This window comes from Bordetella muralis, from assembly GCF_054781015.1.
On sequence record NZ_BAAGVF010000003.1, the window covers coordinates 760,141 to 778,319 of the forward strand.

Annotated in this window: 16 protein-coding genes; 7 read left to right on the top strand and 9 right to left on the bottom strand. The window is 58.4% G+C overall.

The annotated features are described in order from the left end of the window. Position 1 precedes the first annotated feature (1 nt). From ACYVIT_RS08520 to ACYVIT_RS08540, 5 genes are all read right to left on the bottom strand, one after another. Entirely contained in the window at positions 2–997 is a 996-nt protein-coding gene (locus ACYVIT_RS08520) for an NAD(P)H-quinone oxidoreductase (protein WP_415806627.1), read from the bottom strand. Positions 998–1,029: 32 nt separating this feature from the next. Next, positions 1,030–1,734 carry an ABC transporter ATP-binding protein gene (locus ACYVIT_RS08525; RefSeq protein ID WP_415806628.1) on the bottom strand — a complete coding sequence of 235 codons (705 nt, stop codon included), beginning with the start codon at positions 1,732–1,734 and terminating at the stop codon, positions 1,030–1,032. After that, positions 1,727–3,508, bottom strand: coding sequence for a branched-chain amino acid ABC transporter ATP-binding protein/permease (locus ACYVIT_RS08530; protein WP_415806629.1), 1,782 nt, complete (start codon positions 3,506–3,508; stop codon positions 1,727–1,729). Before ACYVIT_RS08530 ends, ACYVIT_RS08525 begins: the two co-directional genes overlap by 8 nt. 13 nt (positions 3,509–3,521) lie before the next feature. Next, positions 3,522–4,388 carry a branched-chain amino acid ABC transporter permease gene (locus ACYVIT_RS08535; RefSeq protein ID WP_415806630.1) on the bottom strand — a complete coding sequence of 289 codons (867 nt, stop codon included), beginning with the start codon at positions 4,386–4,388 and terminating at the stop codon, positions 3,522–3,524. A gap of 143 nt (positions 4,389–4,531) precedes the next feature. Next, positions 4,532–5,809 carry an ABC transporter substrate-binding protein gene (locus ACYVIT_RS08540; protein ID WP_415806631.1) on the bottom strand — a complete coding sequence of 426 codons (1,278 nt, stop codon included), beginning with the start codon at positions 5,807–5,809 and terminating at the stop codon, positions 4,532–4,534. Positions 5,810–6,144: 335 nt separating this feature from the next. On the opposite strand from ACYVIT_RS08540, the gene ACYVIT_RS08545 reads away from it, so the two are divergent. Genes ACYVIT_RS08545 through ACYVIT_RS08555 form a run of 3 tightly spaced genes read left to right on the top strand, consistent with a single transcriptional unit; the run spans position 6,145 to position 8,807 of the window. Continuing rightward, entirely contained in the window at positions 6,145–6,927 is a 783-nt protein-coding gene (locus ACYVIT_RS08545) for an SDR family oxidoreductase (RefSeq protein WP_415806632.1), read from the top strand. Between the two features lie 13 nt (positions 6,928–6,940). After that, positions 6,941–7,885: a 3-hydroxyacyl-CoA dehydrogenase gene (locus tag ACYVIT_RS08550; protein WP_415806633.1), complete on the top strand. Its 945-nt coding sequence runs from the start codon at positions 6,941–6,943 to the stop codon at positions 7,883–7,885. Beyond that, on the top strand, positions 7,872–8,807 hold the full coding sequence (locus tag ACYVIT_RS08555; RefSeq protein WP_415806634.1) for a beta-keto acid cleavage family enzyme: 936 nt from the start codon (positions 7,872–7,874) through the stop codon (positions 8,805–8,807). The genes ACYVIT_RS08550 and ACYVIT_RS08555 overlap by 14 nt, the downstream gene beginning before the upstream one ends. 133 nt (positions 8,808–8,940) lie before the next feature. Here ACYVIT_RS08555 and ACYVIT_RS08560 read toward each other — a convergent pair whose 3' ends face one another. Both ACYVIT_RS08560 and ACYVIT_RS08565 read right to left on the bottom strand, forming a co-directional pair. Further along, entirely contained in the window at positions 8,941–10,008 is a 1,068-nt protein-coding gene (locus tag ACYVIT_RS08560) for a glycerol dehydrogenase (RefSeq protein WP_415806635.1), read from the bottom strand. A 9-nt stretch (positions 10,009–10,017) separates the two neighbouring features. Next, complete coding sequence (locus ACYVIT_RS08565; RefSeq protein ID WP_094820772.1) at positions 10,018–10,722, bottom strand: GntR family transcriptional regulator; 705 nt, start codon at positions 10,720–10,722, stop codon at positions 10,018–10,020. Positions 10,723–10,836: 114 nt separating this feature from the next. Between ACYVIT_RS08565 and ACYVIT_RS08570 the strand changes: the two genes are divergently transcribed. The 4 genes from ACYVIT_RS08570 to ACYVIT_RS08585 all read left to right on the top strand — a co-directional run bounded on the left by ACYVIT_RS08570 (position 10,837) and on the right by ACYVIT_RS08585 (position 15,178). Further along, entirely contained in the window at positions 10,837–11,709 is an 873-nt protein-coding gene (locus tag ACYVIT_RS08570; RefSeq protein ID WP_415806636.1) for a transketolase, read from the top strand. 2 nt (positions 11,710–11,711) lie between these two features. Further along, positions 11,712–12,692 (top strand): transketolase family protein, encoded by a 981-nt coding sequence (locus tag ACYVIT_RS08575; RefSeq protein ID WP_415806637.1) that lies wholly within the window; start codon positions 11,712–11,714, stop codon positions 12,690–12,692. Positions 12,693–12,773: 81 nt separating this feature from the next. Continuing rightward, a complete protein-coding gene (locus tag ACYVIT_RS08580) occupies positions 12,774–13,580 on the top strand; it encodes a shikimate dehydrogenase family protein (protein ID WP_415806638.1) in 807 nt (268 codons plus the stop codon). Next, positions 13,580–15,178 (top strand): GMC family oxidoreductase, encoded by a 1,599-nt coding sequence (locus tag ACYVIT_RS08585; protein WP_415806674.1) that lies wholly within the window; start codon positions 13,580–13,582, stop codon positions 15,176–15,178. Before ACYVIT_RS08580 ends, ACYVIT_RS08585 begins: the two co-directional genes overlap by 1 nt. A 3-nt stretch (positions 15,179–15,181) precedes the next feature. Here the strand turns inward: ACYVIT_RS08585 and ACYVIT_RS08590 are convergent, their stop codons facing one another. Then, positions 15,182–16,666 (bottom strand): SulP family inorganic anion transporter, encoded by a 1,485-nt coding sequence (locus ACYVIT_RS08590; protein WP_415806639.1) that lies wholly within the window; start codon positions 16,664–16,666, stop codon positions 15,182–15,184. Positions 16,667–16,986: 320 nt separating this feature from the next. Then, the gene (gene argE / locus ACYVIT_RS08595) at positions 16,987–18,168 is read right to left on the bottom strand and encodes an acetylornithine deacetylase (protein ID WP_415806641.1); all 1,182 of its coding nucleotides are present in this window, start codon (positions 18,166–18,168) and stop codon (positions 16,987–16,989) included. Positions 18,169–18,179: the final 11 nt, after the last annotated feature.

The window sequence follows — 18,179 nt, forward strand, 5'->3', positions numbered from 1 at the left end:
GTCAGTCCTTGATCTTTAGCATGATCTTGCCAATATGCTTGCTGCTTTCCATCAGTTCGTGCGCCTGAACGACTTGGTCCAGCGTGAACACCTGATGAATCAATGGCAGGCAACGGCCCGATTCCATCAGGGGAAAGACGCGCTCCTGCAGTGCCTGGCCGATAGCCGCTTTGTCCTCGTCGGTTCTGGGGCGCAGTGTGGAGCCGGTGAATGACAATCGCTTCAGCATGATAGGCATGGCGTCGATCTGCGCCTTGCTGCCCTCCAGAAAGGCGATCTGTACCAGGCGGCCGTTCAGCGCCAGGCTGCGCAGGTTCTTGTTGATATAGTCGCCGCCGACCATATCCAGAATGACATCGACTCCCTTGCCTTGCGTGACCTCGCTCAGCACTTTTTCAAAGTCCTGGTCGCGATATTGGATCGTGTGATCGGCGCCGGCTTTTGTGCAGGCCGCGGCCTTGTCGGCGTTGCCTACCGTGGTCCATACAGTGGACCCCAAGGCGTGCGCCAATTGGATTGCTGTCAGGCCAATGCCACTGGATCCACCGTGCACCAACAATGTCTCTCCGGGTTTTAACGCCGCGCGTTCGAATACGTTGGTCCACACCGTGAAGTAGTTTTCTGGAATCGCCGCTGCGTGCAACAAGTCCAGGCCCTTTGGGATGGGCAGGCATTGCCGTTCGTCGGTCAGGCAATATTGCGCGTAACCGCCTCCGGGCGTCAGTGCACATACGACGTCATCGACACGTCGATCGCGTACATCTGGGCCTATGGCAATGATGCGGCCAGAGATCTCCAGGCCCAGGTGAGGCGATGCGCCGGGCGGCGGAGGGTACGAGCCCGCACGTTGCAGGATATCGGGGCGATTGACGCCAGCGTATGCGACTTCGATCAAGACCTGCCGTCCCTGGGGTTCCTCCATGGGGCGGGTGGCTATTTTCATGCAATCGGGCGTGCCGCCCTTGCCGTGGTCGATATAGGTGCAGTTCAGCGCCATGACACCGGTCCTTATAGGAAAAAGATTGACGATCAGTGGCCCAGATAGGCTTTCTTCACGTGAGGATTGACCAGCAGTTCTTCGCCAGTGCCAGAAAGGACAATGGCGCCATTCTCCAGGACATAGCCGCGATCTGCCAGGCGCAGGGTGCGAAACACATTTTGTTCGACCAGCAACACGGTCATGCCATGCGAGGTGACGTTGCGGATCGTGTCGAACATCTGTTGCACCAGCAACGGCGACAGGCCGAGCGATGGCTCGTCAAACACCAGCAGTTTCGGGTCAGCCATCATGCCCCGTGCAATCGCCACCATCTGCTGTTCGCCGCCGGACAGTGAGCCGGCGTATTGACTCAGCCTCTCCTTGACGCGGGGAAAAATGGTGAGGACTTCTTCCAGCTTGCGATTCACAATCGGCCTGGCCGCACGTTTGTACGACCCCATCAGCAGGTTGTCACGCACGGTGAAATGGGGAAATAGCTGGCGGCCCTCGGGAATCATGGTGATGCCGGCATCGACAATGTCATAGGGCGTCAGATTGGTGAGGTCTCGGCCCTCGAATTCCACTTTGCCCGCCGTGCTGCCAATGACGCCGCACAGGGTTTTCAAGGTCGTGGTCTTGCCCGCGCCGTTCGCGCCGATCAGCGTGACGATTTCACCGGCATGGACTTCAAAGTCCAATCCATTCAGGACCTGAGTCTTGCCATAGCCCGAGGTCAGGTTCGATACCTTAAGCATCTTGGTACTCCTTGCCGAGATAGGCTTCGATCACAGCGGGATTCTCGACGACTTCTTTAGGGGAGCCCGTCACGAGTACGGCGCCTTCGTTCAGGACAATGATGCGATCAGACAGCGCCATCGTGGCCTGCATCATGTGCTCGATCAATAGCACTGATACGCCGGAATCGCGAATGCGCTTGATCATTTGAATGGCTTTTTCGATGTCGGTGGGATTGAGCCCTGCCATGACTTCATCCAGCAACAGTATCCGTGGCCGTGTGGCCAATGCGCGGGCGATTTCCAGGCGTTTCATGCCCCCCACGGTCAGGCTGCGGGCTTCTGTGTTCAGGTGCTTTAGCAAATCCGTCTGTTCGGCGACGGACAAGGCGATTTGTTCGGCTTGCTCGCGATCACGGGTGTTGATGAACGCGCCCAGCATGATGTTTTCCAGCACGGTCAGGCCGGTGAACGGCTTGGCAATCTGAAAGGTGCGCCCCAGGCCTTGGTGCGCAAAGGCGTCTGGCGTGTTGCACGATATCCAGTTGCCGTTCTTGTCGCGCAGCGTGACCGAGCCTTTGTCCGGCGACAAGAAACCGGATAGCAGGTTGAACACCGTGGTTTTCCCCGCGCCGTTCGGGCCTATCATGCCCAGAATCTCGCGTTCATTCAGCTGCAGCGACACATCGTTTGTCGCACATAGGCCGCCAAAACTTTTGAACAGGTTCTCTGCGCGCAGGACGGGCTCGCCGCGATGGGGCGTGTCCGTGTGTGCCAGACCATGCTGCATCGGCGGTTTCGATTTTGGGGTGCCGAGATAGGGCAGACGTGCCATCAGGCGCCCCAGCGCAGGGCCGAACGCGCCAGCCAAACCGCGCGGAATCGTCAACACTACCGCGACCAGGATCAGGCCATAGATCAATCCGTGCATGCCGCTGCCGACACTGCTGAGCCAGCCGCGGGCCAGCTCTGCAATCGGCAGCACCAGGAACGTACCGGCAATGGGGCCGCCTACGGTGCCCAGCCCTCCGATCAGTGCAAACATGGCAATCTGTATGGAGAGATCCAACGAGAACGCCGAGCTCGGATCTACAAAAGTCAGATAGGTGATGTGGAACGTACCGATCAGGCTGGTCAGCATGGCAGAGACCACAGCTGCCACGATCTTGACACGTACGGTATGGATACCGACTGCGAGGGCCGCATCCTCGCGCTCGCGAATCGCGATGAGGTAATGGCCTATGCGAGATTTGCGTATGAACCAGGATACCCAGACGACAAAGAGGAACAGCGAAAACGCAATGATGACGTAATTGATTTTTTCGCGGAAGACGATCCAGGTCCAGCCGATGTTCAACGGTAGACTGATACCGCTCGATCCACCTGTCCAGCTTTCTTCGTGGATGACGAGCAACCGCACGACCTCGAGGATCGCGATCGTCGCCAGGGCAAAGAACGGGCCTCGCAGACGCAGTGTGGGATACGCAATCACGATGGCGACCACGCCGGAAATCAGCGCGCCGGTCAACATGCCGATCCAGGGCGTAATGCCAAAGTTCTGCGTCAACAATGTGGCGGTATAGCCGCCTATGCCATAGAACACGGCATGGCCCAACGACAATTGGCCTGCATAACCACCTACGATGTTCCAGGCAACGGACAACGAAGCATAGACAAACAACAGGACAAATAGATTGGTCCAGAATGGCGTGCCCATGATGACAGGCACGAGGAACATCACCAGGAACAGGATGAGGCTGGTGTAAACCTTGGGATGACGGATATCGGGAAACACGGCGGGCTCCTTGTTATTCTGTGCCGATGCCAAACAGGCCGGTGGGACGCAGGACAAGGATCAACAAAAAGATCCCGAAATACACAACCTCTTTGAGGTCGGGCGCGATGTAATAGCCCGCCAGCGTATCGACGACACCGAGGATCATTGAGCCGACCACAGCACCATAGAGACTGCCTAATCCGCCGAGCACCACAATGACAAATGCCGTGAGGACAAAATAGGTTCCCACTGTGGGAAAAACGGGATACTGCGGCGCCAGCAGTCCGGCGGCGACCCCGACAAATGCGGTGCCCAGTCCAAAAGCGATGGCATAGACGGTATGGACGTTGACGCCCATCAGCATCGCAGCGTAGCGATGCTGTGCGACGGCGCGCAGTGCCCGGCCCAGGTAGGTGCGATGCATGAATAAATGCAGCAGCACTGCCAGAGTCAGGCCAATAATGAAGGTGATCAACTGCCCCGTCACCACGGTGTAGGGTCCGACATTCATCGTGGTGGTGCCGAGCTCTACGGGGGCACGATAGACATTGGCGCCAAAGATCACCAGGGCCAGGTTCAGCAGTATTGTCGATACGCCTACCGTGGCAAAGATCTGTATATGTTCATCGGCGTTGAGCAGCGGTTGAATAATCGCCTTTTGTGTCATTGCGCCCAGCGCAAACAGAATCACCGCAACCGGAATCAGGCCGGCATAAGGGTGCACGCCGAAATGCGTGGCGATCAGATAGACCATGTACATGCCTATCATGAGGAATTCGCCGTGCGCGAAATTCACTACTCGCACCACACCGAATATCAGCGTCAGCCCCAGACTGATGATGGTGTAGGCGCCGCCTAGCAACAGGCCATTGATGACCAGTTGAACAAAAATGTCCATTGTGCAACCTCTGTGATGAGAAGCCTCCCGGTGTCCCGCGCGGACCGGGAGGCTTTTGAGGGGCAAGGAAACGTGAGGCGGTCCCGCATTTCCTTGAGAGCCGCGGGCCGTTTCTTTTGAACGGCGCCGCGGCGGCAAATCGTTTACTTGTTAAAGATGGGCTTGCCTTGGGCGAGATTTGATGGCGCGATCGTGACGAGTTTGCCGTCCTGCCATTGCATCACGTAGAACGTGGAGGCCTTGTTCTGGCCGTCTTCGCCAAACTCAAAGCCCCAGCCATTGGCGGTTTGTCCCGCGGGTTTCTTATAGGCCAGCACAGCCTCGCGGATTTTTTCGGGATCCGTGGATTTGGCATTGCCGATGGCTTCGAAGAATGCCTTGGCGCCCACGTAGTTGGTCAGGCTGTGGCCCGATTGCGGGTCGCTTTTATAGGTGGTTTTATAGGCCTGCAGGAATTTGTCCAGCCCCGGAGCGCCTGCCGGATTGATCGAGGATTGCGGGAAATCCAGATCAAAAACGCCGTTCATATCGGCGCCCACGGCCTTTGCGGTATCCGCCAGCGAATAGCCGCCGCCTGCGCCGATGACGACTTTGGGTTTGAACCCGCCAGCACGTGCCTGGCTGAAATACAGGATCGCGTCGTTCTGATAAGCCGTTTGCAGCACGACATCAACCTTGGCGCCCTTCAGGCGCAAGATCAGTGACGACAGATCGACGGTCTTGGCCGAGTAGGGCAGGACTTCTGCCACGGTATAGCCCAGCTCCTGGGCACGTTTTTTCTCGGTGGCTGCGACGTCCGTGCCGTATGGGCCGTCTTCGTGAATGATGCCTATGCGGATGTCTTTGGGGTTCAGGCCCATCCCCGGTGCGACGATGTCATGCAAGGCATCGATCACTGCAACCCCATACAGCGCCGTGTTCGGATTGCTGCGGAACAGGTACTTGTAGCCGCGAGTCGTGATTTTGTGCGCGGTCGCGCCCAGTTCGAAGTAGGGGATGCCGGCGAGTTCGGTCACCGGTGATGCGGCATAGGAAATGCCAGATGCGTAGCTGCCGAAGACTGCCGCCACACCGGAGGAGACCAGGCGTTTGGTCTCGGATACTGCCTGGGTCGGGTCGACCGCGTCAGCCTTGAGGATTTCGATCTTTTCGCCGTTGATGCCGCCTGCGGCATTGATCTCATTGACCGCCAGCTCCAGGCCTCGATAGCTTTCCTGACCTAACAGCGCCAGGGCTCCGCTAAACGGAAACAGGGCGCCAACTTTGATATCCGCCCATGCGGTAGTGACTGAAAGCGCGCTGCATAACCCCAGTGCCAATGTGAATTTTTTGACGCCGGGCCGCCCCAAGGCAAAAACGCCCCCTTGGGGGGCAGCAAGCCGAAGGCGCGGCGTGGGGGCTTCTTTTTTGATTTTGAACATTGTCTCGCTCCATGCGTTGATGTGGGAGTGTGTGGGACTTTTTAGGGAGTCCGTTTTGGTTTTTATAATATATGATATATGAAATTATGGGCTAAAAATTGCCCTGGTTGATTCTAGTGGTCGAGGGAATGAGACGAATCGGGGATTTCCCTAAACCCTCGTAAATGCCCGATTTTGAATGAATTTTTCGCATTTTTTGGCACTTTCGGTTGCTACGGCCATAGCCGTCTGCCATGATCGGTGCTGAAGAAATTTTTCTGAGCATTAAGTCAGATAATCATATATCGTATATCTAGAATAAGGCGATGTATGTATAACAATTCGGAGACTCAGGTATGTTCGAAGAGGTCAATTACGCCGGCAAAAAGGTGCTGATCACCGCGGGCGCGGATGGGCTGGGCCTGGAGATGGCCAAAGTCTTTCACCATGCGGGCGCGACCGTGTTTATCTGCGATGTGAACGACACTCGACTGGCTGAGGCGGCGAGCCAATTACCCGGACTGCATGCGGCGCATGCGGATGTGTCCGATGAGGTCAGTGTCGAGAGGCTGTTTGCCCAGGTCCGCAATGAGTTGGGCGGACTGGATATCCTGGTCAACAATGCGGGCGTGGCTGGGCCGACGGGCTTTGTCGAGACGCTGAGCAAAGCCGATTGGGACCGCACGCTGGCGGTGAATATCACGGGGCAGTTCCTCTGCGTCCGGCAGGCGGTGCCGCTGCTAAAGCAGTCGCAAGCTGGCGTCATGATCAATCTGTCGTCGGCGGCAGGGCACTTGGGCTTTGCCGGGCGTTCTGCTTATTCTGCGTCGAAATGGGCGGTGATCGGCTTTACCAAGACGCTGGCAATCGAATTGGGCGCTTATGGCATACGCGTGAACGCCATATTGCCTGGCGCCGTCGAGGGGCCGAGAATCCGGGCAGTGATCGAGGCCAAGGCCAAAACGCTGGGGCGTCCGGTCGCAGAGATCGCCGAGCAATACGAGAGTCAGGCGGCGTTGGGCCGTATGGTGAGCGCGCGCGATATCGCCAATATGGTGTTGTTCAATGCCAGTGAGGCGGCGCGCAGCGTCAGCGGGCAGGCCATCGTGATCGATGGCTTTACGCAAAAGCTCTATTGACCGAGGATCTCTCATGCGCACTGTTGCCATTATTGGAGCCGGCCTGATAGGACAGGGCTGGGCCATTGTTTTCGCGCGCCGCGGCTGGAATGTCAGGCTGTACGACGTGCAGACCCAAGGGTTGGGCCAGGCTCGAGAATTGATTGTGCAGCAATTGGCCGAGCTGCAACGCTATGGTTTGTTGGACGATATGCAGGCAGCTGCCGACCGTGTCAGTATTGCCGAGTCGTTGCAGGCTGCATTGGCGGGCGCCGATTATGTGCAGGAAAATTCACCGGAACGGCTGGAAATCAAGCGCGCCGTCTTCACCGAACTGGACCGGTATGCCGAACCCCACGCCGTAATCGGCAGCTCGACGTCCAGCCTGCCGGCCAGTGAATATACGGAGTCGTTACCCGGCAGACATCGCTGCCTGGTAGTGCATCCCGTCAACCCGCCGTATTTGATTCCACTGGTCGAGTTGTGCGGGGCTCCGTGGACCTCGCCGCAAACGATAGAAACCGCACGGCGGATCATGCAGGAGCTGGGGCAGAAGCCCATCACGGTCCGGCACGAGATCGAAGGTTTTGTGCTGAATCGTCTGCAGGGAGCGCTATTGCACGAGGCGTTTCGGCTGGCAGCAGCAGGGGTGGCCAGCGCCGAGGACATCGATACCACGATCAAAGACGGCCTGGGCCTGCGGTGGTCGTTCATGGGGCCATTCGAGACTATAGATCTGAATGCGCCTGCGGGCCTGGCAGACTACTGCGCCCGTTATGGCGGCCTGTATCAGTCGATCGGTGCGACTCAGTCTCAACCCGTGCCGTGGGACGAGGCATTGGTGGGATCGCTGGAGCAACAGCGACGAGAGCAATTGCCGGCGAGCCAATTGCAGGAACGCCGATTTTGGCGCGATGATCAGTTGATGAAACTGATGCGTCACAAGAACCAAACTGGAGACGAGCATGGCCAGAGCTAAACCAAAGATCGTTATTACGTGCGCCGTGACGGGCGCGATTCATACGCCCAGCATGTCGCCGCACCTGCCGGTGACCGCTGACGAGATTGCCGAGGCGGCGATTGGCGCAGCCGAGGCTGGCGCAGCGGTGTTGCACTTGCATGCGCGCGATCCCCAGACCGGCAAGCCGTCCCAGGACCCGGAGCTGTTCCGGCCGTTCCTGCAGAAAATCAAGGAACGCACCAACGCCATCATCAACATCACGACGGGTGGCAGCCCGCATATGACGGTAGAGGAACGCATGCGTCCGGCGACCACGTTCAAGCCGGAGCTGGCGTCGCTGAACATGGGGTCGATGAATTTCGGGCTGTTCCCGATGCTGGACCGGTTCAAGGAATTCAAGCACGACTGGGAGCGCGAGCATCTGGAAAACAGCCGCTCGCTGATTTTTCGCAACACCTATCAGGACATCGAATCCATCCTGACGCTGGGCAATCAGAACGGCACGCGTTTTGAGTTCGAGTGCTATGACATCAGCCATTTGTATAACCTGGCGCATTTCGTCGACCGGGGTCTGGTCAAGTCGCCGCCGTTTATTCAGTCGGTGTTCGGCATTCTGGGTGGTATCGGCCCTCATCCCGAAGACCTGATGCACATGAAGCGCACGGCGGATCGCTTGTTCGGCAGCGAATACGAATGGTCCATTCTGGGAGCGGGGCGCAATCAGATTCCGCTGGCCACTATCGGTGCCGCGATGGGATCGAACGTGCGTGTGGGGCTGGAGGATTCGCTATGGATCGGGCCGGGTCAACTTGCCGAATCAAATCGTCTGCAGGTAGAACGGATCCGCACGATCGCAGAGGCCCTGAATCTCGACATTGCCACGCCTGACGAAGCGCGCGAAAAATTGGGATTGAAAGGCGCAGCCAACGTGGCGTTCTAGCGCTGGGCAGGGCGCAGAGAATGTTGTCGAAATATCCTCTGCGCTATGACTGGCGAGGATGTTGCAACGTGGGACTTGCGTAAAGTAATCGTGCAAGTAGCGGGACGTGTGTCCCGCTACAAGATCCTGCACGCTAGCGCCGCCGTAGTGCGTCAATCAGTTCTTGTTCTGTCAGCGTGCGATCGAAATTGGCAGCGTGGCGTGCGGCCAATGTCAACGCGGCGGCTTCGTGCAGCACGGCGTCGTCGATGACGTCTGCCGCGCCCAGTTCGCTCAATCGCGTTGGCAATCCCACCTGCGCATACCAAGCCTGTAAATCGTCCAGCATGGTGTCGGAACGATGTTCCAGATCCAGTTGTACCAACAGCCCCACGGCCACTTGCAGGCCGTGCAAAGCCTGGCCCACGCCTGGAATGCGTGGCAGACCGCGCGTGAGCGCATGGGCGATCGACAGACCGCCGCTTTCGAATCCGAGTCCGCTCATCAAGATCATCGCTTCGACGACTCGCTCAAACGCCGCGGTCGGACGGCCTGTGCCAGCCGCATCCAGCGCCGCCTCGCCATCGGCCAGCAGCGTGCGCATGCAGCCCTCGGCAATCAGTTGCGCCGTCAGCGTGGACGCCGCGCTGAACATGTTCTGTCCTTGATTGCGGAAACACTGCTCGGCCTCGAATTTTTTCGAGATGGCATCGCCCATGCCGGCGCGGAAGAACAGGGCAGGGGCGGTGCTGATGACCTCGGTGTCCACCAGCACAATCGTGGGATTGAACAGCATGTGTTCGACTGCCAGCAGATTGTGATGCGCGTCGTACACGACGTAGTTCTTGCTGGTGGGGGCGTCGTTAGAGGCGACGGTGGGCACAGTGATCAAATGCTGGTGCTGGGCTTTGGCCACGGCCTTGCCCGCGTCCAGCGCCTTTCCCCCGCCCACCGCGATCACCATATCCACGGACTGCGCCTGCGCTCGGGCTCGCAACGAGGCGATCGTGTCCGGCGTCATTTCGCCCTCTACGATGAGGGGAATCAACTCCACGCCTGCCGGCTTGCAGAGATCGGTCAATCGCTCATGCAGTACGCCATAAACATAGCTGTCGATGACCAATGCGGCGCGCCGCCCGAACAACACAGCCGTTTCGCCGAGCGTGCGCAATGCGCCGGGCCCCTGGAAATAGCGGCCCGGACCTCCGAAAACCTTCAGCATGGTGTCTCCCTATTTGCGTGGTGTCGCGCTGAGAAATTGTTGTTCTTTCTCTTTCTCGACCAGCCAGTCGATCATGATCTGTCCGCCCCATACCAGGTCGGCCTGGATCGCTGTGCGGGCAGCTTCGGGATCGCGGGCGATCAAGGCGGTCAGCACGGCCTCGTGACGGTGTTCGTCGGTCGAATAGTCCAAGCCGGCGGTCTTGATATGAAAGACCTTCAGAATGGGGCCCGTGATCACCCAGAACGACTCCACGGTGGCGCGCAGGATGGGTTTGTTGCTGGCCTCGAGGATCGAGAAATGGAATTTGCGATTCAGGGCGCTGGCGCGTTTAGGGTCGGTCGAAGTGCAGGAAATGAATTCCTTTTGCAGCGCGATCAGGTTGTCCAGTTGTTTGCGAGTGATGTTTTTTGCTGCTTCGGCCGCTCCCATGCCCTCGAGGTGAAAACGGATCTGCTGGATTTCCCGCAGCTTTTCCGAGTTCACATAGGGCACGTAGACCGCCGTCGCGGCCTGCATTTCCAGGCCTTGTTCGCTGATCAGACGAAAGATGGCCTCGCGTACAGGCGTAATAGAGACCCCCATTTCCGCGGCCAGTTCGCCGATGATCAGGCGTTCGCCAGGCTCGTATTGCCCATTGATCAGGGCGTTACGGATCTCGTTGTAGACCTTGACGGAGAGGTTTTCTTTTTTGACCGGTTTCAGGCTCGACATGACGTGAAAGCACTTGCAAGTGACGGGACGGGTGAATTCTAGCTTGCCATAGCGCATTATCCGAATTTGGGTATATTATATATCATATATCCTAAAGGGAAAGAGGAGACAGGTATGTCATTGGATGAGCAGAGCCCAGCGGCGCAGCCGCCCACAGCAGAGCAAATTGCGCTGTTGCGTGAAAAGGCGCGCTATATACGCCTGGAAACGATCCGATTGATCGAGATCGCAAAAGTCGGTCACTACAGTTCAGTGTTTTCCTGCGCCGAGATATTTGCCGCGCTGTACTACGACGTGATGCGCCTGCGCGCGGGCGAGCCCGATTGGCCGGATCGCGATCGATTCCTGATGGGCAAGGGACATGCGGCCGTGGGTCTGTTCCCCGTGCTGGCGGATCATGGATTCATCTCGCGCGAATTGCTGGATGGCTATACGCGGCTGGGCAGCCCGTTGGGAGACCATCCGGACATGACCAAGGTGCCGGGCATTGATTTCAGCTCGGGCTCGATCGGACATGCGCTGTCCAACGGCATTGGGATGGCCTTGGGGGGCCGCATGAACCAGCGCTCCTATCACGTATTTGTCATGCTCGGTGATGGCGAGATGCAAGAGGGCCAGGTATGGGAGGCAGCATTGTTCGCCGGCCACAACAAGCTCTCGCGCTTGATCGCCATCATTGACCGCAACGGCTATCAACTGGACGGCAAGGTCGATGATGTTGTAGGGGTCGAGTCGTTGCGCGATAAATGGACCGCGTTTGGATGGGAGGTGCACGAGGTCGATGGCCATGACCTGAATGCCTTGACGCACACCCTGCGCAAGCTCAAGGCCGATGGCGCACGTCAAAAGCCTGCGTGCCTGATTGCCCGGACGGTCAAGGGGCGAGGCGTGTCGTTCATGGAAACCGAGCCCGGTTGGCACTTGGGCTATCTGGCGCCCGCCGATGCACAGATCGCCATCGACGAAATCCAATCGCAGGAGATCTGAACATGCCGCACACCTTGAGTCCAGAGTCTTGGCAGTATCGCGCCCTGAATGCGATGAATCCCGGACTGAGCTATCTGTCCAACGCCCTCATTGACTTGGCCCGCGAAGGCCATCCGGTCGTGGCGGGATCCGCCGACTTGCAGTATTCGAATGGCCTGAATCGTTTTGCCGCCGCATATCCGGATCGCTACGTGCAGTTTGGCATTTCCGAACAAAACATGGTGTCGGCCGCGGCCGGTCTGGCGACAACGGGGATGATGCCGTTTGTAGCGACATTCGCATCGTTTCTGGGATTGCTTTGCTGCGAACAAATTCGCATGGATGTCGCGTACACGAAACTGCCCGTGCGGCTGATCGGCCATCATACGGGGATCAGCCTGGGATTCTACGGAACGTCGCATCACGCCACAGAGGACATTTCGACCATGCGCGCGATCGCCGGACTGACGGTGGTGTCGCCAGCAGATGGCGCGCAATTAGCGTCGGCCATCAAGGCCTCGGTTCATTGGCCGGAGCCGATTTATTTCCGGATCGGCCGTGGCCGAGATCCCGAGGTGTATCCGGATGGCGTTCCGTTCGAATTCGGCCGTGCCATTGAGCATAGCTTGGGCCGTGATTTGAACATCATTGCCTGCGGTATTACCGTCAGCGCGGCTTTGCAGGCTGCGCAGGCGTTGCAGGGCCAAGGCTATTCCGTGGGAGTGATAGATATGCCCACGATCAAGCCGCTGGACCGTGATGCGGTACTCAAAGCCGCAAGCGCATCATCGTGCTTGATGACGGTAGAGGAACACAATGTATTGGGCGGGCTCGGATCGGCCGTCGCAGAAGTCCTGGCCGATATCGGGAGCGCGACGCGTCTGCGCCGGCACGGTATCTATGATGAATACAGCTTGATTGCGCCGCCGACCACCTTGTATGCCCATTACAAGCTGGACGCTGAGGGGATAGTAGCCGTGGCGTTGGATCAATTACGGTCTTGATGTTTCGATCTTGGTTACGCCATGCGTTGTATCGCTGTATGGCGTGCGCCGACATTGATAAGTGCACAAAGGAATGACAACGTGAAAGAAATCACCGGTACGACTCGTCTGTACGGCATTTTGGCCGATCCCATTCATCACGTGAAAACACCTCAGCGATTGAATGAGTATTTTGCGCAGCTTGGTCATGATGGCGTGTGTGTGCCGTTTCATGTGACGCCAGACACCTTGGCGACTGTGGTTGCGGGCTTGCGGCAATTGCGCAATCTGGGCGGGTTCATTGTCACCGTGCCACATAAAACTGCCATTTTGCAGCTGGCGGACTCGGCCTCCGATGCGACGGCATTGATAGGCGCGGCCAATGTGGTGCGCCGCGAGCCTGATGGACGATTGGTGGCGGACATGCTCGATGGCGAGGGCTTTGTGCGCGGTGTGCTGACAGCCGGTCATGAGCTGCAAGGCAAGACCGCCTATATGGCCGGGGCAGGGGGCGCGGCAAACGCGATTGCTTTTGCGTTGGTCAAGGCGGGCGTGGCCAGCCTGACGATCGCGAACCGCACGAGTGCCAAGGCGCTCGATCTGAAGCAGCGTATTTTGACGCTGTATCCCGATGCGCAGATTCAGGTGGGCACACCGGACCCGTCAGGTCATCAGATCGTGGTCAACGCCACGTCATTGGGGTTGGCCGATGGCGATGCCTTGCCGCTGGATGTCAGCCGCTTGACGCCGGACCAACTGGTGTGCGAGATCATCATGCAGCCCAAGGACACGGCTTTGCTGCAGGCCGCACAGGCGCGGGGATGCCGTGTTCATTATGGAGCCCCCATGTTGGCGTGTCAGATTCCGCTGATGGCTCAGGCGCTGGGCGTGCCGGGGGCCGGGCAGTGATGCATCAGTACGACTTCATCATCGCAGGCGGCGGGACGGCCGGCTGTATCCTGGCCAATCGATTGACGGCCGACGGCAAGTATCGCGTGCTGATGCTGGAGGCTGGCACGGACGCTCGCAGCATGTGGATCTCGATTCCTGCCGGCTTTAGCAAACTGCTGGTGAATCCGGTATTCAACTGGCGATTCCAGACCGAGCCAGAGGACAACGTACTAGGTCGAACCATCTCTGTGCCGCGAGGCAAGGGCATCGGTGGCTCTACCCTGATCAACGGCATGATCTATGTGCGTGGCCAACCGCACGATTATGACGCCTGGCGCGATGACGGCGCCGAGGGATGGGGCGCGGCGGATGTCGCGCCATACTTTCAAAAAATCGAGAACTATGCGTTGGGCGGCCCGAATCGGGGTACATCCGGACCCATGCATATTGAACAGGTATCCGAGCGCTATCCTATCGCCGATGCCTTTCTGGCGGCTGCGCAAGAGGATGGCCAGCCCATTAATGCCGACTACAACAGTACCGATCAAGAGGGCTTTGGCTATTATCAGGTCGTGCAGCATCGCGGCCGTCGCTGGAGCGTGGTCGACGGCTATCTGAAACCCGCATCAGGCCGCAAGAACCTGACAGTGATCAGCGGTGCGCACGTGTTGCGCCTGCTGTTTGAGGGGCAGCGCTGTGCGGGCGTGGTTTACCAGAAAGATGGCCAGCAACACACTGTGCGTTCGAACCGTGAGACGCTGCTGTGCATGGGGGCGATTCAGACACCGCAGGTGCTGGAGCTGTCTGGCGTAGGTGACCCCGAGAGATTGCGAAAGCTGGGCATCGACGTGGTGCATGCGCAACCTCGCGTTGGAGAGAACTACATCGATCATTTCGCCACGCGAATGAACTGGCGTGTACGTGGCACGGTGACACTGAACGAAATGTCCAGAGGGTGGCGCCTGGCCAATCAGGTCCTGCGGTATTACGCGTCGCATAAAGGCATACTGACGCTGGGTACCGGCCTGGTGCATGGCTTTGTAAAGTCTGCACCGGATCTGCCGGCCCCCGACGTGCAGTACTTCTTTGTGCACGCCAGTTATGCGAACGCGGCGGAGCGCATTCTGGATCGTCATCCCGGCATGACGATAGGTGTGGCACAACTGAGGCCCCAGTCCGTGGGCAGCATCCATATCAAAAGTGCTGATCCATTCGCGGCGCCCGCAATACGCCCCAATTTTTTGAATGCCGAAGAGGATCGCGCGAGCTTGGTGCGAGGGATGCAGGTGGCGCGGCGCATTGTGGCGCAGCCTAGTATGCAGCCATATATCGAACAGGAAACCAGCCCGGGGGCGGCGGTGCAGACGGACGATGAATGGCTGGATTTTGCGCGCCGGAACGGACAAACCATTTATCACCCGATAGGCACATGCCGCATGGGGACAGACGCCACCGCGGTGACGGATCCCCGTTTGCGGGTACGCGGAATAGCGGGCCTGCGCGTAGTGGATGCGTCAGTCATGCCGCGCATGGTGTCCGGTAATACGCAGGCCGCTGTGATGATGGTGGCGGAGAAAGCGGCGGATCTTATTCTGGAGGATGTCCGGGCACGATAATTCCTAATGCGAGAGGGATTGCGCGGCCGTCGCTCCCTGCTTGTCATGCGTCGCGTATTTCTCGATCATCGTCGCGCTGGCGCGGTTCAGTCCTGTGACGGTCATGTCGATACCGTTGCGGCGGAATTTATGAACGATGCGATCCAATGCCTCGATCGCGGTGATGTCCCAGAAATGGGCATGCGACAGGTCCAGGCGTACGGATGAAATCGTTTCTTTGAAATCAAATTCCGATACCAGTGCTTCGGACGAGGCAAAGAAGACTTGGCCGCGTACTCGGTAGTGGCGCTCCCCCGTTTGCGGATCTACGGTGGAGTCCACCGTCAGAATCCGGCGAGCTTTTTCGGTGAAGAAGATCGCACTCAGCAGTACGCCCAGGCCTACGCCAATGGCGAGGTTATCTGTCGATACTACTGCAGCGACCGTCGCCAACATGACCACCGACGAGGTCTTGGGATTGGTTTTCAAGCGGGTAATGGAGCGCCAGTCAAACGTGCTGATCGACACCATGATCATCACGGCAACCAAGGCGGCCATCGGAATCTGTTGGACCCAGGGGCCCAGGAATACAACGAGCACCAGCAGGAAAGCGCCCGCGACAAAGGTGGACAGACGGCCGCGGCCACCCGATTTCAGGTTGATGACGGTCTGGCCGATCATGGCGCAACCGGGCATCCCGCCTAAAAATCCCGCGACGATGTTGGCGCAGCCCTGGCCGCGGCATTCGCGGTTTTTGCTGCTGGGCGTATCGGTGAAATCATCGACGATGCTGGCCGTCATGAGTGATTCGAGCAGACCGACCAGAGCGATACTGACCGAATAGGGAAAGATGATGCCCAAGGTATCCAGCGAGAACGGGACCTCGGGAAAGGCAAAAATTGGCAGCTCGTCCGGGAATGCCCCCATGTCGCCGACGGTGGGCACATCCAGATGCAGCGTCATGGAGATCGCTGTCAAGACGATGATGCAGATGAGCGGCGACGGCACGGCCTTGGTCAGGCGCGGCAAGAGATAAATGATGGCCAGGCCGCCTGCGACCATGGCATAAACGTAGGGCGGCACGTTGTGCAGCTGGGGCAACTGAGCCAGAAAGATCAGAATGGCCAGCGCATTGACAAAGCCGGTGATGACGGAGCGTGACACGAAGCGCATCAACGATCCCAGTCCCAGAAAGCCTGCGCCGATTTGCAGCAGTCCGGCCAGGATGCCCGCGGCCAGGACGTATTCCACGCCGTGATTCTTGACCAGGGATCCAATCAACAGCGCCACAGCGCCGGTCGCCGCAGAGATCATCCCTGGCCGACCACCCGCGATCGCGGAGACGACGGCAATGCTGAACGCGGCATAAAGGCCGACTTTAGGCTCAACGCCTGCAATGATGGAAAAGGCGAGAGCCTCGGGGATAAGCGCCAGCGCGACCACAATGCCGGCCAGGATGTCGCCTCGAATGTTGGAGAACCATTCGTCGCGTAGAGAATGCGTGTGCATGAAAGGGCCTAAAGAGAAAATATGGAGCAGGCCGGCAGGAAGGCGTGATGGGACGTGAGTTGCGCAAACGAAGTGATTTCGTCACAGAGGGCGGCAAACGGCCCTGAAACACATCAGATGCTGAGGGAGAATCACGGCGGCGCCAATATAGGCGCACGCAAACCACGAACGTCCTGTCCGGTCAGGGAGATGACAGAAAAGGGTTCGTGGCGCAGTTACATGGGTAGAAGGGGCTGGCGGGTTGGATCGCACGCGGCGCGGTGAGCGCCAGCGTTTTCAAGTGGGCCGAATTTTAGGCGATTGTTTGCAATGCGTCCAATTCAGTCTGGCGAGCAGAGGTATTCCGTCAGTCGAGACAGCATCAAATCGCAGGCCGCGATTTGCGAAATTTCCACGTATTCGTCGGCTTTATGTGCGACTTCGATACTGCCGGGGCCACAGACCAAGACGGGTGTCTGATCCCATTGTTGGCGAAACAGGCCGCCTTCGGTGCCAAAGGCAACCTTGGTGCGCGCGGTGTCTGGAGGCAGCAGGGACGTGAGCAAGCGGACTGCCGATGAGTCTTCGTCAGTGGCGAGGCCTGGATAGGCGTTGATCAGTCGAACATCCGGCGGGGCGGCGTCGGGATGCGAGTTATTGGCCGTCATCCGTGCTCGCGTGACTTCCAGAATGTGGGACAGGATTTGCGCGGGGTCGTCTTCTGACACGTTGCGGATTTCGAAATCGAGTTCGCATTCTTCAGGAACAATATTCAGCGCACGTCCTCCGCGTATCGTGCCAACGTGCACGGTCGAGTAGGGAATGGCATAGCCGTCTTCTTGAGGGCCTGACTCGGCAAGTTCCTGCTGGACTTCGCGCAACGCGGTAATGAGATCGGTTGCGGTATGAATGGCATTGACAAATCGCGGCGCCAAGCCGGAGTGGCCAGCTTGGCCGCAACACATTGCACGATAGGCGGCTTTGCCCTTATGACCTGTACCGATTTTCATGAGTGTCGGTTCGCCGACGATGCACAGCGAGGGAGCGGGCAGTTTGCCTTCCAGTGCGCGCAAGAGATGGCGTACGCCTACGCAGCCGATTTCCTCATCAAAGGACAGCGCCAGCAATAGTGGGCGTTTCAAGGGTTGACGCGCCGCATTGATCATGGCGACGACGGCACAGGCGACAAAGCCTTTCATGTCCGAACTGCCCCGCCCATAAATGCGGCCATCACGTTCGGTAGCCTCGAAGGGCGGAAAAGTCCACGGCTGCCCCTTTGCCGGGACGACGTCGGTATGGCCTGACAGCAGGACCCCGGCGGTATCCTGTGGCCCGACACTGGCGAATAAATTGCAGCGCGAGGCGTCTTGTGGATCCGATACCAGAGTTGATGCGATGCCGGCCTCGCTCAATAACGCCTGTACGCGTGCCATCAGATCAGCATTCGGGGTCAAGGATACTGAGGGAAAGGCAATCAGTTCGCGCAGCAAGTCAAGGCTGCTCAAGGACGAAGTGTTGTTCATAGAAGGGCGCG

Coding starts and splice junctions, on each gene's coding strand:
- ACYVIT_RS08520 (WP_415806627.1), bottom strand. CDS start 997: ATGGCGCTGAACTGCACCTATATCGACCACGGCAAGGGCGGCACGCCC.
- ACYVIT_RS08525 (WP_415806628.1), bottom strand. CDS start 1,734: ATGCTTAAGGTATCGAACCTGACCTCGGGCTATGGCAAGACTCAGGTC.
- ACYVIT_RS08535 (WP_415806630.1), bottom strand. CDS start 4,388: ATGGACATTTTTGTTCAACTGGTCATCAATGGCCTGTTGCTAGGCGGC.
- ACYVIT_RS08540 (WP_415806631.1), bottom strand. CDS start 5,809: ATGTTCAAAATCAAAAAAGAAGCCCCCACGCCGCGCCTTCGGCTTGCT.
- ACYVIT_RS08545 (WP_415806632.1), top strand. CDS start 6,145: ATGTTCGAAGAGGTCAATTACGCCGGCAAAAAGGTGCTGATCACCGCG.
- ACYVIT_RS08550 (WP_415806633.1), top strand. CDS start 6,941: ATGCGCACTGTTGCCATTATTGGAGCCGGCCTGATAGGACAGGGCTGG.
- ACYVIT_RS08555 (WP_415806634.1), top strand. CDS start 7,872: ATGGCCAGAGCTAAACCAAAGATCGTTATTACGTGCGCCGTGACGGGC.
- ACYVIT_RS08560 (WP_415806635.1), bottom strand. CDS start 10,008: ATGCTGAAGGTTTTCGGAGGTCCGGGCCGCTATTTCCAGGGGCCCGGC.
- ACYVIT_RS08565 (WP_094820772.1), bottom strand. CDS start 10,722: ATGTCGAGCCTGAAACCGGTCAAAAAAGAAAACCTCTCCGTCAAGGTC.
- ACYVIT_RS08570 (WP_415806636.1), top strand. CDS start 10,837: ATGTCATTGGATGAGCAGAGCCCAGCGGCGCAGCCGCCCACAGCAGAG.
- ACYVIT_RS08575 (WP_415806637.1), top strand. CDS start 11,712: ATGCCGCACACCTTGAGTCCAGAGTCTTGGCAGTATCGCGCCCTGAAT.
- ACYVIT_RS08585 (WP_415806674.1), top strand. CDS start 13,580: ATGCATCAGTACGACTTCATCATCGCAGGCGGCGGGACGGCCGGCTGT.
- ACYVIT_RS08590 (WP_415806639.1), bottom strand. CDS start 16,666: ATGCACACGCATTCTCTACGCGACGAATGGTTCTCCAACATTCGAGGC.
- argE (WP_415806641.1), bottom strand. CDS start 18,168: ATGAACAACACTTCGTCCTTGAGCAGCCTTGACTTGCTGCGCGAACTG.